This window comes from Lysinibacillus sp. Y5S-8, assembly GCF_036894365.1.
Classification (GTDB): Bacteria; Bacillota; Bacilli; order Bacillales_A; family Planococcaceae; genus Lysinibacillus; species Lysinibacillus fusiformis_D.
In genome coordinates this window covers 3,138,223-3,153,155 of the sequence record NZ_CP145889.1, presented here as the reverse complement: position 1 = coordinate 3,153,155, position 14,933 = coordinate 3,138,223, and the positions used below count along the sequence as shown (strand labels likewise).

16 protein-coding genes are annotated in these 14,933 nt (G+C 38.4%); 14 read left to right on the top strand and 2 right to left on the bottom strand.

From position 1 onward, the window contains the following. Nucleotides 1–3 precede the first annotated feature (3 nt). From V6670_RS15300 to mtnN, 13 genes are all read left to right on the top strand, one after another. A complete protein-coding gene (locus tag V6670_RS15300; RefSeq protein WP_338651584.1) occupies nt 4–1,083 on the top strand; it encodes an ATP-binding cassette domain-containing protein in 1,080 nt (359 codons plus the stop codon). Next, the gene (locus V6670_RS15295) at nt 1,025–1,678 is read left to right on the top strand and encodes a methionine ABC transporter permease (RefSeq protein ID WP_338651583.1); all 654 of its coding nucleotides are present in this window, start codon (nt 1,025–1,027) and stop codon (nt 1,676–1,678) included. Before V6670_RS15300 ends, V6670_RS15295 begins: the two co-directional genes overlap by 59 nt. Nucleotides 1,679–1,692: 14 nt before the next feature. Continuing rightward, entirely contained in the window at nt 1,693–2,529 is an 837-nt protein-coding gene (locus V6670_RS15290; protein ID WP_338651582.1) for a MetQ/NlpA family ABC transporter substrate-binding protein, read from the top strand. A gap of 14 nt (nt 2,530–2,543) precedes the next feature. Continuing rightward, the gene (locus tag V6670_RS15285) at nt 2,544–3,890 is read left to right on the top strand and encodes an LLM class flavin-dependent oxidoreductase (RefSeq protein WP_338651581.1); all 1,347 of its coding nucleotides are present in this window, start codon (nt 2,544–2,546) and stop codon (nt 3,888–3,890) included. Beyond that, nucleotides 3,887–5,074 (top strand): acyl-CoA dehydrogenase family protein, encoded by a 1,188-nt coding sequence (locus V6670_RS15280; RefSeq protein ID WP_338651580.1) that lies wholly within the window; start codon nt 3,887–3,889, stop codon nt 5,072–5,074. The genes V6670_RS15285 and V6670_RS15280 overlap by 4 nt, the downstream gene beginning before the upstream one ends. A gap of 171 nt (nt 5,075–5,245) precedes the next feature. Further along, nucleotides 5,246–6,373, top strand: coding sequence for an endolytic transglycosylase MltG (mltG, locus tag V6670_RS15275; RefSeq protein ID WP_036121947.1), 1,128 nt, complete (start codon nt 5,246–5,248; stop codon nt 6,371–6,373). Nucleotides 6,374–6,658: 285 nt separating this feature from the next. Further along, on the top strand, nt 6,659–7,291 hold the full coding sequence (locus V6670_RS15270) for an O-methyltransferase (protein WP_036121943.1): 633 nt from the start codon (nt 6,659–6,661) through the stop codon (nt 7,289–7,291). Between the two features lie 5 nt (nt 7,292–7,296). Next, nucleotides 7,297–8,229 (top strand): peptidase U32 family protein, encoded by a 933-nt coding sequence (locus tag V6670_RS15265; RefSeq protein ID WP_338651579.1) that lies wholly within the window; start codon nt 7,297–7,299, stop codon nt 8,227–8,229. Between the two features lie 13 nt (nt 8,230–8,242). Next, the gene (locus V6670_RS15260) at nt 8,243–9,523 is read left to right on the top strand and encodes a U32 family peptidase (protein ID WP_058844213.1); all 1,281 of its coding nucleotides are present in this window, start codon (nt 8,243–8,245) and stop codon (nt 9,521–9,523) included. After that, a complete protein-coding gene (gene udk / locus V6670_RS15255) occupies nt 9,523–10,161 on the top strand; it encodes a uridine kinase (RefSeq protein WP_036121933.1) in 639 nt (212 codons plus the stop codon). Before V6670_RS15260 ends, udk begins: the two co-directional genes overlap by 1 nt. 175 nt (nt 10,162–10,336) lie before the next feature. Next, on the top strand, nt 10,337–10,825 hold the full coding sequence (gene greA, locus V6670_RS15250; protein ID WP_338651578.1) for a transcription elongation factor GreA: 489 nt from the start codon (nt 10,337–10,339) through the stop codon (nt 10,823–10,825). A gap of 131 nt (nt 10,826–10,956) precedes the next feature. Further along, nucleotides 10,957–11,616, top strand: a complete 660-nt coding sequence (locus tag V6670_RS15245; protein ID WP_338651577.1) for a DUF1510 family protein — start codon at nt 10,957–10,959, stop codon at nt 11,614–11,616. Between the two features lie 59 nt (nt 11,617–11,675). Further along, the gene (mtnN, locus tag V6670_RS15240) at nt 11,676–12,368 is read left to right on the top strand and encodes a 5'-methylthioadenosine/S-adenosylhomocysteine nucleosidase (RefSeq protein WP_036121923.1); all 693 of its coding nucleotides are present in this window, start codon (nt 11,676–11,678) and stop codon (nt 12,366–12,368) included. 329 nt (nt 12,369–12,697) lie between these two features. Here the strand turns inward: mtnN and sigK are convergent, their stop codons facing one another. Further along, nucleotides 12,698–13,405, bottom strand: a complete 708-nt coding sequence (sigK, locus tag V6670_RS15235; RefSeq protein WP_036121917.1) for an RNA polymerase sporulation sigma factor SigK — start codon at nt 13,403–13,405, stop codon at nt 12,698–12,700. An 86-nt stretch (nt 13,406–13,491) separates the two neighbouring features. Beyond that, nucleotides 13,492–13,992, bottom strand: a complete 501-nt coding sequence (pssA, locus tag V6670_RS15230; RefSeq protein ID WP_051891644.1) for a CDP-diacylglycerol--serine O-phosphatidyltransferase — start codon at nt 13,990–13,992, stop codon at nt 13,492–13,494. Between the two features lie 136 nt (nt 13,993–14,128). On the opposite strand from pssA, the gene V6670_RS15225 reads away from it, so the two are divergent. Continuing rightward, on the top strand, nt 14,129–14,911 hold the full coding sequence (locus tag V6670_RS15225; protein WP_249646110.1) for a phosphatidylserine decarboxylase: 783 nt from the start codon (nt 14,129–14,131) through the stop codon (nt 14,909–14,911). Nucleotides 14,912–14,933 lie beyond the last annotated feature (22 nt).

Sequence of the window (14,933 nt, the reverse complement as noted above, 5' to 3'; positions counted from 1 at the left end):
TGCATGATTGAGTTTATTGAGACAACAAAAGAATTCCAGGTCGGTACTTCGACTGTAACGGCTCTAAATAAAATCAATTTAACAATTCAAAGGGGGGATATTTTTGGTGTTATCGGTTTTAGTGGTGCTGGTAAGAGCACACTGATTCGGACAGTAAATTTACTGGAGGAGCCAACGTCTGGGCAAGTACTTGTGAATGGCAAAGAATTAACCACGCTCACTAAAAGGCAGCTTCGAGAGGAGAAGAAAAATATCGGCATGATTTTTCAACACTTTAATCTCCTTCATTCTAAAACAGTATTTGAAAATGTAGCAATGCCTTTAATCATAAGTGGAGTAAAAAAATCAAATTTGGAAGGTCAAGTAAAAGAGGTTTTAGCATTTGTTGGTTTAGCAGACAAAACGGATCGCTATATTGATGAGCTATCAGGCGGGCAAAAACAAAGAGTCGGCATTGCAAGAGCACTAGTGACAAAACCAACTATCCTTTTATGCGATGAAGCAACTTCGGCTCTCGACCCACAAACAACCAAATCGATTTTAGCCTTACTAAAGAAGGTCAATATCGAGTACGGTATTACAATTTTAATGATTACTCATGAAATGGAGGTTATTCGGGATATTTGTAATCGTGTCGCTGTCATGGAAAATGGAAGAATTATTGAAACAGGTAATGTACTTGAAATTTTCTCCTCACCAAGAGAAGAGACAACTAAAAATTTTGTCCAATCGGTTGTTCGTGATGAAGTTCCACCTTCTGTTTATGAGCAGCTAAAAAGTATAGATGCTTCTAAAAAAATTTACAATTTAAAATTCATAGGAGTAGACGTTGGGCAGCCGATTGTCTCACAGGTGGCGAAAAAGTTTGCTGTAGATGTCAATGTTTTATTCGGCAATATCACGGAATTACAAGGAATTCCATTCGGCCATTTAATCGTGGAGCTCGTTGGTTCTGAAAAAGACATACAAAAAGCATTTCTTTTTATTCAGGCTAAAAATATTCAAATAGAGGAGGTTGTTGCACGTGAAAGTGAGCACACAAATCATTATCGACGCGGTTCTAGATACGCTGTACATGGTTAGCATTTCCTTATTTTTTGGTGCTATTTTAGGCTTTATTTTAGGGGTAATCTTAGTTGTGACGAGAAAAGGGCATATTCTTGAAAATAAATTAATCTTCTCGATTGTCAATCCAATCGTCAATACATTGCGCTCCATTCCATTCATTATTTTACTTGTTGCAATTATTCCATTCACAAGATTACTTGTTGGCACTGCCATTGGTACGACTGCTGCCATTGTGCCGCTAATCTTGCATATTGGACCATATATTTCAAGATTAATAGAAAATTCATTATTAGAAGTGGATGAAGGCATCATTGAAGCAGCGAAAGCAATGGGAGCCTCTCCATTTCAGATTATTCGAAAGTTTTTGTTACCTGAAGCCTTTCCATCGTTAATCTTAAGTGTCACAACTGCAACGATTGGGCTTGTTGGTGCGACAGCCATGGCTGGAGCTGTTGGAGGTGGTGGTTTAGGTGATGTTGCCATTACTTACGGATATCAACGCTTTGATAATACAACGATTTTGGTTACAGTGGTCATTTTAGTTGTACTTGTGCAAATTATTCAAAGCATTGGCAACAGTCTTGAACGAAAAATACGTAGGGTGTCTTAGGGGAGAATGTGAGCATGAAAAAACTGAAATATTTAATAGGACTTTTTACATTACTATTGTTACTAATGGCATGTGCAGAAGCGGATGAAAAAGATACTGTGAAAGTGGGTATCCGTAGCTCGGAATTGAAAACATGGGAGTATATAAAAGAACAGGCTAGTGAGGAAGGTATTAACTTGGAATTAGTAACATTCTCTGCTCAATATGACCCAAATCAAGCATTGGCAGAGGGAGAAGTAGATATTAATGCTTTTCAACATGTTGCATATTTAAATTTATTTAATACGAACAATAACTCGGATTTACAGGCAATTGGCACAACAATAATGGCACCAATTGGCTTATATTCAAACAAATATAAATCGCTAAATGATATAAAAGAAGGCGCAAAAATTGCTGTACCAAATGATCCTTCCAACTGGGGTAGAGCTTTGCTACTGCTTCAGGAGCATGGACTACTAACAGTAACGGATGATTTTGATGGTAACGGTGGAGAAGACCGTATTAAGGATAATCCCAAAAACTTAATCATTTTGCCTGTTGATGGTGCAACAACGCCACGTGTGATGGAGGATGCTGATTTTGCCATTATTAATAATGGAGTTGCTGTAGAAGCAGGCCTTTTATTGAAGGATGCCATCATTCACGAAAGTGAAACAGCTAAGCCATTTATTAATGTTATCGTGGCAAAAGCAGAAGACAAAAATAATGACACATTGAAGAAAATCGTGGATATTTATCAGCGAGATGAAACGGGGAAGTTTATTAAAGAAGTGTCAAATGGTAACTATATTCCAGTGGAGCTACCACTGGATGAATTAGCAACATGGAAAGATTTCTATTCATATTAGGAAGGGTGATAACAATGACTAGTAAAAAAGAAATAAAGCTAGCCTTGTATTTAATAGGAGCAGGTATGCATGTTGCTGCATGGAGGCACCCATCTGCCCAAGCGAATGCAAGCATCGATATTCAAGCATTACAAAAAGTAGCTCAGATTGCGGAAAGAGGAAAGTTTGATATAGCTTTTGTTGCCGACAGTTTAGCCATTAATCATGAGTCACATCCACATATTTTAAATCGCTTTGATCCATTAATTCAAATTACGGCTTTAGCGGCGGCAACAACTAAAATTGGACTGGGTGCAACAGCTTCAACCACATACAGTGAGCCATATGTGCTGGCAAGACAGTTAATGTCCATCGATCATATAAGTAATGGGAGAGTTGCTTGGAACTTAGTAACCACAGCAGATGCCACAGGAGAAACGGCATTAAATTTTAGCCGCGATAAGCATTGGGAGCATGATCATCGCTATGAACGTGCAGAGGAATTTATCGATGTTGTTCAATCACTATGGGATTCATGGGAAGACGATGCCTTTCTCTATGATCGAGATAATAATCTATTTTATGATCATCTTAAAGTGCATGAAACATCATTTAAGGGCAACTATCTATCTGTCAAAGGTCCATTAAATATTGCTCGTTCTGTACAGGGGCAGCCTGTTATTGTGCAGGCCGGTGCATCTAAACCAGGCCAACAATTAGCTGCACGTACAGCGGAAGTTGTATTTGTCCATTGGGATGATATTGAAAAATCGAAAGAACACTATCGTCAATTAAAGGCACAGCTCCCTCCCTTTGGACGTAAGGAGGAGGAGCTCCTTGTTTTACAAGGAATTTCCCCAATAGTAGGTGATACAGAGGAGGAGGCAATTCGTAAATTTAATGAATTACAGTCATTGATTGATCCATACGAAAGCTTAAAATTTGTTTCGGGGTACATGGGGAATGTTGACTTTTCAAAGTATTCCCTCGATACACCTGCTATTGAAGTGGAATTCCCAGAAGTTAATAGTATTCAAAGTCACTTTTATGAACACTTAGAGATTATTAAGAAGGAAAATTTAAAAGTTGGTGATTTGTATGCACGCCTTTTTGGACCTGCAAAGCGCGATGCTTTTGTCGGAACACCAACACAAATAGCGGATGAGATGGAGCGTTGGATAATAGAGCAAGCAGCAGATGGCTTTATGCTACAGTTTCCGTTATTACCACGTGATTTAGAGGATTTTGTTGACAAGGTTGTACCGATTTTGCAGGAGCGAGGTATTTATCGTAAAGATTATACGGGCACAACATTAAGAGAGCATTTAGGCTTGAAAAAGCCGCTGAATCGTTTTGCTAAAAGTAAGGTGAATCAGGAATGATGGATATTTTTATTCGAAATGAACGAGAGCAAAGGCTTGTTCAATATGCTCAGAATTTAGCGCAACAAATTGAGAAGACAGCTAACCAATATGATGAGAGTGGAAAATTTCCGTTTGAGCATTTTAAAATTTTAGAAGATGCAGGCTATTTTCGACTCACAGTGCCTCAAAAATATGGAGGAGAAGAAATTTCTTTATACGAGATGTTATTAGTGCAGGAACAATTAGCTAGAGGCGATGCTTCTACTGCCTTGTCTGTTGGCTGGCATTTATTGACGTTTTTGAATGTTCGTGAGGCAAAAACATGGCCGGAACCTATCTTTGCAGAATTATGCCGAAAAGCAGTTGAGGAAGGCTCACTTTTGAATATTATTAGCAGTGAACGTGGAAAGGGGAATATTTCTCGGGGGAGTTTACCTGGTACAATTGCTAAGAAGGTGCCAGGGGGATATTGCATTACTGGTGAAAAAGCATTTGCTTCATTAGCACCGATTTTAAAACAATTCACCATTATTGCTTATCTGGAAGAAGAAAATCTAACAGCGGAATTTCTAATGACGAAAAACGAACAGGTGGAGATTGTTGAAACATGGGATGCAATGGGCATGAGGGCAACAGGTAGTCATGATATTATTTTTCATGATACGTTTGTACCAGAGGCAGCGTTGCTTTACAGACATCGTCCAAATGGAGTTAATCGTTTTTTAGCTGATGGTCGAGTCTATTCGTTAGAGATTCCAGCCGTTTATTTAGGAGTGGCAGGAGCAGCAAGAGATTATGCAATTGATTTTGCCAAAAATACGTATTCACATAGCTTAGAAAATACAATCGCTCATGCTAGTCATGTCCAACAAAGGATTGGTGAAATAGAAGTACTTTATCAAACTGCACGAAGAACATTGTATAGTATTGCAACACAGGTAGAACAAAATCCAGCTCTTAAGGAGCAACTATCAGAGTCTGTTAGTATCGCAAAGTATGTAATTTGTAATTACGCCATCGATATAGTAACAAAAGCCATGCAAGTTGTAGGGGGACGAAGTTTATCTAAAGAAAACAAAATCCAGCGTCTATTTAGGGATGTTCAATGTAGCCGCTTTAATCCGCCAGCAGATGATATGGTGATAGCTCAACTTGCTATGGGGTTACTTGCGGATAAGAAGCAAGAAACTTTTCAATTATAGTTTATATAATGAAGATTTTGAACCGTGCAAGATTTTATAGAGAGAGGGTCTGCCAGTAAAAATAGCTGGCAGATTTTTTTTACATATACAATTTCTCCTGAATTGTCGATTTCTGTTTGTCGTGAAAGTTGATTTCTAGTATGATATTGATTAGTGATAGGGGGGAAACCCGTGGATAACGGTTCTAAAAAACAAGAAATGTTTTCAAAAATGCAGGAAAGAAAATCTGAGGTAAAAATCGTGAGAAAAATCGTTGCAATTATTGCGATTGTTTTCGTGCTTATAATCGGTGTTGTTGGTATCCTTGGGTACAACTATGTCAAGGGTGCATTAAAGCCACTCGATCCTAATGCGACGAAGACCATTGCTGTGGAAGTACCTATTGGTTCTAGTTTATCATCCATTTCCACGCTGCTAGAGAAAAAAGATGTCATTAAAGATGCACGTGTTTTTAAATACTATGCAAAATTTAAAAATGAATCTCAATTCCAAGCAGGAAATTATGATCTAACACAGGCGATGACATTCGATGAACTGATCGAAAGCTTGAAAACAGGGAAAGTCTACCGTAAGCCTGTCTTTACAATGACAGTTCCGGAGGGCTTAACACTTGAACAAATTGGGAATGTGATTGAAAAGAAAACACCATACACAAAACAGGAATTTATGGATCTTGTGACGAGTGATACATTTGTTCAGCAAATGATGGCCAATTACCCTGAACTTGTCACGGAGGCTGTGTTAGCTGATAATATTCGCTATGATTTAGAGGGCTATCTTTACCCAGCCACTTACTCTTACTATGAAGAAAAACCATCATTACAGGGAATTGTAGAAGAGATGATAGCGGCGATGAATAATGTGGTGAAGAACTATAGTGATGTTTTAGCAGAAAAACAAATGTCGGTGCATCAGCTATTAACATTTGCCTCATTATTAGAAGAAGAAGCGACAGCTCAAACAGATCGAGAGACAATCGCAAGTGTCTTCTATAATCGAATAAATGAAGGCATGCCATTACAGACAGACCCGACCGTGTTATATGCACTTGGTGATCATAAAGATCGTGTGCTTTTTGAAGATTTAGAAGTGGACAATGCTTATAACACTTATAAAAATAAAGGCTTACCACCTGGACCAATCGCTGGTGCTGGTAAAACTTCTATTGAGGCAACATTAAATCCAAGTCAAACCGACTATTTCTATTTCTTAGCAGATAAAGAGGGTGTTAATCACTTCTCGAAAACATATGATGAGCATTTACAGAAAATAGCAAAATATTTACAAAAAGAAGAATAAGCATTTAGGAAGAGCAAAAAGTATATAGCAAACAGATGGATAGAAGGAAAGAAAAATAGCTTTCCTTCTATTTTCATGCTATTATAAAGTGTGATTTTTGATCAATCCGTTCATTTATGCGGGACAAATATGCGTGGTAGCAATTGTTGGAGCATATCTAAACAATTGCTCATTTTTGTATGGCAAAGTACCAAGACATCACGTTTGGTCTTTTTCTTTTTGTTGATAAATGATGAAGTACAGACAACGGCAAACGCTCGTTGCCTTTTAAATGAGGGTGAAATAATGGAATTATCAGATGCATATATACAATCATTTATACAGCCACGTAATGAATTGCTTTTAGAGATGGAAGCATACGCGGAGGAGAATCATGTACCGATTATGCAATTAGCAGGTATTGATGCATTAAATCAACTGTTACGTATTCAAAATCCGTCAAAAATTTTAGAAATAGGCACGGCAATTGGCTATTCTGCTATTCGAATGGCAGAGGCATTGCCCAATGTCCAAATTGTTACAATTGAACGTGATCAAGAGCGTGTAACAAGGGCGAAAGCCTATATTCGACGTTCTACCGTATCAGATCGAATTACGGTCATTGAGGGTGACGCTTTAGAGGTGAACGACGAGGCTATTGATACGACTTTCGATGCGGTCTTTATCGATGCCGCAAAGGGTCAGTATCAACGCTTTTTTGAAAAATATGCCCCTTTAGTGAATTCAGGTGGGGTTTTGTATATCGATAATATGTACATGCATGGCCTGTCTGATTTAGAGCTGAAGGATGTGCCACGTCGTAAGCGGACAATGATTCGCAATTTAAAAAACTTCACAGATTGGATTATGCAGCACCCAGATTATACAAGTGCTTTTTTGCCAGTCGGTGACGGTTTATTACTATGTTTGAAGAGGTGACTACTATGAAAAAACCAGAATTGCTTGTGACACCACAATCAGTAGAACATATAAAAGCACTTTTAGAAGCTGGAGCAGATGCTTTTATTATTGGTGAGCAACAATTTGGTCTACGTCTAGCTGGAGAGTTTTCTGTTGAAGAGGTGGAAGAAGCGACGAAGCTAATTCACGCAGCAGGTAAAAAGGTTTATGTTGCGGTCAATGCCCTTTTTCATAATGAGAAACTGGAGGCACTGGCAGACTATTTAAAAGAAATGCAACGTATCGGAGTGGATCGTTTAATTTATGGTGATCCAGCGGTACTCATTATTCGCCGAGAGCAAGATGTTACGATTCCATTACATTGGAATCCAGAAACGACTGCTACAAACTGGTTTACAGCAAATTACTGGGGGAAACGTGGTGCAAAGCGTGCCGTATTAGCACGTGAACTTTCTCTTGATGAAGTATTAGAAATTAAAGAAAATACTGAGGTGGAGATTGAGGTACAAGTACATGGCATGACATGTATGTTCCAATCGAAACGCCCATTACTTGGTCATTATTTCTTATATCAAGATAAGGTGATGGCCATTGAAAACCGTCAAGAAAATCGTAATATGTTCCTACATGACGATGAGCGAAATAATAAATATCCTATTTATGAAGATGTCAATGGGACACATATTTTCAGTCCAAATGATATGTGTATAATTGATGAGCTTGGTGAATTATTCGAAGGTGGCATTGATGCCCTGAAAATCGAGGGTGTTCTACAAACACCAGACTATGTAGTAACGGTTACAGAAATCTATCGCAAAGCCATCGATACGTATTTTGATGAATCAGAAGACGCGTATGAAGAGATAAAAGATGATTTATTAGCACAAATTGAAGATATTCAACCAGCCATTAGACCATTAGATACAGGCTTTATCTTCAAGGAAACAGTTTACTAGGAGGGGCAATACCATGGCATTAGCGTTAGAACAAAATGACAAAATCCGTGAGATTGTCGACGGTAAACGTGTCATTACTAAAAAACCAGAGCTACTTGCCCCAGCAGGTAGCTTAGAGAAATTAAAAGTAGCTGTTCATTATGGAGCAGATGCGGTATTTATTGGTGGACGAGAGTTTGGACTACGTTCCAATGCAGACAACTTCTCGATTGAAGAGATGCGTGAAGGTGTCGAATTTGCCAAACAATATGGGGCAAAAATTTATGTCACGACAAATATTTTTGCTCACAATGAAAATATGGATGGCTTAGAGCGTTACTTAAAGGATATTGAATCAGCAGGCGTAACAGGAATTATCGTTGCAGACCCACTGATTATTGAAACATGTCGTACAGCAGCACCTAAGCTTGAAATTCATCTTTCTACACAGCAATCACTATCCAATTGGAAGGCTGTTCAGTACTGGAAAGAAGAAGGCTTACATCGTGTCGTTTTAGCACGTGAAGTAGGCGGAGAAGAAATGAAGCTGATGAAGGAAAAGGTTGATATTGAAATCGAGGCTTTCGTTCATGGTGCAATGTGTATCGCCTACTCTGGTCGTTGTGTTCTGTCCAATCATATGACTGCTCGTGACTCTAACCGCGGTGGTTGCTGTCAATCATGCCGTTGGGACTATGATTTATATGAATTAGAAGATGGTGAAGAAAAAGCACTGTTCGATGACAATCACGCATCTTTTGCGATGAGTCCAAAAGATTTAAAATTAATCGAAGCAATTCCTCATATGATTGAGCTTGGGATCGATTCGTTAAAAGTTGAAGGTCGTATGAAATCCATTCATTATGTTGCAACAGTTGTTTCAGTGTACCGTAAAGTGATTGATGCTTACTGTGCAGATCCGGAAAACTTTAAAATTAAACGCGAGTGGCTCGAAGAATTGGATAAATGCGCCAACCGTGATACGGCTGAAGCATTCTTCCATGATGCACCTGGCTTCGAGGAGCAAATGTTTGGAGTGCATGGTCGTAAAACAACGTATGAATTTGCGGGTCTTATTTTAGATCATGATCCAGAAACAAAAATCGTGACGATGCAACAACGAAATTATTTTAAACCTGGTGATGAAGTAGAATTCTTTGGTCCTGAAATTGAAAATTTCCGTTTAACAATGGGCGAAATTTGGGACGAGGATGGCAATAGCCTAGATGCTGCTCGTCATCCATTACAAATTGTGAAATTTAAATGTGACACACCATTAAAACCGCATAATATGATGCGAAAGGAGAATAACTAATGGCAGCAAAGCGACCAGTTGTCATCGGAATCGCTGGTGGCTCATGCTCTGGAAAAACGAGTGTGACGCGCGCCATTTATGAAGTTTTCCGTGAGCATTCCGTTGTGGTGATTGAACAAGATTTTTATTATAAAGATCAAAGTCATTTAACATTTGAAGAACGCTTAGGTACAAACTACGATCATCCGTTGGCTTTCGATAATGATTTATTAATTGAGCACATAAAAAAATTGTTAGTGCGTCAACCAATTGAAAAACCTGTTTATGACTATGTGCAACATACGAGAGCAGAAGAAGTGATCCATGTCGAACCAGTAGATGTTATTATACTAGAAGGTATTCTAGTGCTAGAAGATGCTGATTTACGTGATTTAATGGATATTAAATTATTCGTGGACACAGACTCAGATTTACGAATTATTCGTCGTATCATGCGTGATATTAAAGAGCGTGGTCGTACAACTGATTCGGTTATTGAGCAGTATTTAGCAGCGGTTCGACCTATGCATAATTTATTTATTGAACCAACGAAACGTTATGCTGATATCATTATTCCAGAAGGTGGGGATAATGAGGTGGCAATTGATTTAATGGTAACGAAAATTAAAACTATTCTTGAAACCGACAACGTATTGTAATAAGATAGAGTGGTATTGACAATATTTTCATGCATATTTAAAAAAAGCATGCATACTATTAGGTCAAAGCGTAATTTGAAAAAGTTTAAAAATAATAAAATTCGATTAAATGCATCTTCCGTGCATTTAGTCGAGTTTTATGTTTTTATATTGAAGAAACAAGGAGTGAAGGACTTTGGCAAATGAAAAACAGTACCCTATGACAGCTGAGGGAAAACGTAAATTAGAAGAAGAATTAGTAAAATTAGAAACAGAAACACGTAAAGAAATCGTTGAACGTATTAAAATAGCACGTGATTTTGGAGATCTATCTGAAAATGCTGAGTATGATTCAGCAAAAGAAGAGCAAGCCTTTTTAGAAGGTCGTATTTCTACATTAAAATCAATGATTCGTAACGCAGTGATTATTTCTGAGGATGAGACAGATAACAGTGTTGTATCACTTGGGAAAACGGTTACATTTGTAGAAATCATTAATGGTAAACCGTCATCAGATGAAGAATCGTATACAATTGTTGGTTCTGCTGAGGCAGATCCAATGGAATTCCGCATTTCAAATGAATCGCCAATTGCAAAGGGTCTACTTGGTCGTGCTGAAGGTGAAGAAGTTGCCGTACAAACACCTGGTGGCGAAATGAAAGTGAAAATTGTTTCCATTAAATAATATGTAAGTGTACAAGCAGTTAGCCTTAGGCTGGCTGCTTTTAACATTCTTTGGCAATAAAATAGTGAGTATAATTATTTTGCAAGAGCTGTCGAACTTGATAGAATATTTGCTAGAGAGGGGGAGACATTATGAGTGAACGACAAACTCGAAGTAGTCGTCATTTGCAGCCATCTCGTAATAAAAAGCTAGATAAACTATTGAATGTTTTAATAGGTGTTGTGGTTGTACTTATTATTATTACAGCAACCTATGTGTTTAAATGGCAAGATGATGCAGATCAAGCAGTGAAAGATGAACCAGCTCAAGAGGAAAAGAGCGGTGATAACGAAAAAGAAGTAGATAAAGAACCTGCGAAAGAACAGGATAAAGATCTTGCTGTTGAAGAAGACAAAACTTCCGAGGAAGAATCGGAGCCTGATACATCTCAGGAAGAGCAAGGTACGCCAGAAGAGTCGACTTCGGATAATCCAATTGTTGACAAGGTTATCACGAATAGAAATTGGCAGCCAACACCTACAACTCAAACAGGTCAGCATGTGTCTTCATATGATGACAAGTCTGTAGACTGGGCTGAGAAGGTAGCCACTGTTTCGACTGTGACAGGCATCGAACAAAGCAATATGATTATTTGGCGTATGCAAAATAATGGTGGTCCTAATTCATCCGTTGCGACAGTTTCAACGAATGATAAATCTCAGATGTACCGTGTCAGTATGGAATGGGTTGAAAATGAAGGATGGAAGCCCGTGAAGTTAGAGCAACTTAACACATTAGAAGGCGCCTATTGACGAAAATCACTCTTTTGATTATTTTTAATAGAGTTGATAAAGAAGGGAAGTAACAATACATGAAAATAGCAGTAATTGGCGCAATGGAAGAGGAAGTAGAGCTTCTAAGAGCAGCATTAAACGATGCACAAAGTACAATGATTGCAGGCAGTGAGTATACAACAGGTACTTATGAAGGCAAGGAAGTCGTGTTATTAAAAAGTGGTATTGGTAAGGTGAATGCTGCTATGTCTACGACAATCCTTTTACATGAGTTTAAGCCGGATGTTGTTATGAATACAGGCTCTGCAGGTGGATATGACGAGGCACTTGAGGTAGGCGCTATCGTCATTTCTGATGAAGTTCGCCACCATGATGTAGATGTCACAATTTTCGGCTATGAAATCGGACAGATGGCTGGGATGCCAGCAGCTTATAAATCAGATGAGAAATTGATGAAAGTCGCTGAGGAGGCCGTCAAGGCGGTTGGAGAGCATCAGTATGGCATCGGTTTAATTTGCTCTGGAGATGCTTTTATGAATGATCCTGAACGTGTAGAAGCGGTTCGTCGTCATTTCCCTCAAATGAAGGCTGTAGAAATGGAAGCGGCTGCGGTTGCTCAAGTATGTTATCAATTTGCTACACCTTTTGTTGTCATTCGTGCTTTATCAGATATTGCTGGGAAAGAATCGAATATTAGCTTCGATGAGTTTTTACCAGTTGCTGCAAAGCATTCTACACAAGTCGTTTTAAAAGCAATTGCCTCTCTATAAACTACACAAAATGGTCAAAATGTGCGTGTCATTCTGTGAGAAAAATCACAGTTAAAGCAATGGACAAATGCTACACTGACAGTAATAAATCTCTTCATAATAGAATGGGAGGCATTCATGATGTTATTTTTAACAGCGGGTGTAGTCATTATTACAACTTTAATAGGCACGTTGATTTCAGCAGAACTATCGGAGTCAGCGCATTAGTATGACGGGAAAGCTCCTTTGCGACATAGTCATGTCGCAGGGGAGCTTTTTATATGCCATGAAATAGGCACATCTTCCGCCAATGATGCATTGAATTTTTCTACTGTCCATTTTACAATATATTATTCAATAGACTTTTGGTCTCGTTTGTATAGTTGATAGAGTTTAATAAGTGCTCGCTTTTCAATGCGAGATACATAGCTGCGTGAAATATTTAGACGAGCAGCAATTTCCTTTTGTGTAAGGGCATCCTGTTGATTTAAACCATAGCGTAGTGTCACAATTTCGAGCTCACGTTCATCAAGCATATGCAAATAGTGATATAACTGTGCTACATGTTCTTTATGCTCTAGTTTTTCTGTGGCGCTTTCTTCGTCACACTGAAGTAAATCACGAATTTGCAGTGCATTACCATCTTTATCAGTCCCAATAGGCTCAAACAGTGATACGTCTTTCTGCACTTTTTTTTGTGTGCGCAGATGCATTAAAATTTCATTTTCAATACAACGGGCTGCATATGTGGCAAGTCTAGTTTTTTTGTCAGGGGTATAGCTCTCGACAGCTTTCATTAGACCGATTGTTCCGATGGAAATATAATCATCTAGTTGTTCATGTTTTGGATGGAATTTTTTTACGACGTGCGCGACAAGCCTCATATTGCGTTCGATTAAGTCAAGACGTGCTTGCTCATCGCCACCTAAAAATCGTTCAATACAAGCAGCTTCCTCTTCTTTTGAAAAGGGTTTATGGAATGTTTGCCCCTTTAAGTAGCCAAGCAACGCAGGGATTTCAAGCCATAACTGCAACATTGATGTAAAAATTCCGCTCATTGAATGATTTCATCCTTTCCCCATTTTTCGACAGTATATGTTTAAAAGCTGTGGGAAATGAAAAAAGTGCAACAGCAAATGTGCTGTTACACTTTTTTTAGCGTAAATGTACTAATCATGAGTAAAGCTAAGATGGGAAAAAGGAAAAGATAAAATGCCGGATGGAACGCATTGGCTGCGAAATACGTTAAAGTTAAGAACGTACCTGCAGCTGTAATTGGTAAACCTGTGAAATAACCATTCGCTTCACTAATATTGAAGCGAGCTAAACGCATCGCGCCACAGACGATAAATAATACGGCCATCATCATGCCGGCAAAACCAAAATCAACTAGAACAACTTCATACATTAATAATGCAGGTGCCACACCAAATGATATAATATCACTCATAGAATCTAATTGTTTACCTAACTCAGACACTTGTCCGAGTGCTCTCGCTACCTTACCATCGTAGCGATCAAGAAGGGCTGCAATAAAGATAAACAAGACACTATAGCTATAATATTCATGTAAAGTGGCCATAATAGCCGCGCCTCCAAAGGACATATTACTAATTGTGATGAAGTTAGCTGCGTGCGATTTCATTTTCTTAACCGTGGTATCCACCAACTTGTGATAAAAAAACAAGGGGGATCACTCCTTTGCACTTAAGATATTGTACCATTATACTTCGAATGCGAAAAAATTGACAGTCTAAATTAATGGATAGGGGTTTTACTGTATGAAAGAAAAACTATATCAACGCTTGATAGAACTAACGAATGGTAAGCAATCTTCCCATCTTTTGCAGGCAATTGCAAAAGCGAAGTGGAGTAAACGTATAATTCCAAGCTACATGAAGTTATACGATATTAACATTGAAGAAGTTTCAAAAAAACAACAACAATTTTCAAGTTTACATGATTTTTTCACAAGAGAACTTCTAGAAGAAGCTCGACCTATTGAAAAAAATCCAACGATTTATGTTAGCCCAGTAGATGCCAAGGTGGAATCTTTTGGTCGCATTGAATGGGATATGACATTTCTAGTTAAGGGTAAGCCCTATGCATTACAAGATTTACTAGGTAATACAGAGAGAGCCGCACAATATGCAGATGGTCATTTTATCGTATTTTATTTAAGTCCTGCTGATTATCATCGTATCCATAGTCCGATAGATGGGGAAGTAGTACGACAATATACACTTGGTCAGAAATCTTATCCCGTGAATCAGCTAGGTCTTACATACGGTAAAAAACCAATTTCTCATAATTATCGTTTGGTGACAGAGCTGAAAGCAGCCAATCAACAGCATGTAGCCTTTATTAAAGTTGGTGCGACTTTTGTTAATTCCATTGTGCTTACGAATACGACAACGAAATGGCGTAAAGGTCAGGAAGTTGGATATTTTTCATTTGGTTCCACAGTGGTTATGCTGTTTGAAAAGGATACGGTTGAATTTACAGATAATGTTGTACAGGGAAGCCCAATTCGAATGGGTGAAGCTTTTGCAAATATGCTATAATGGTCGAATAATACGTTAAGAT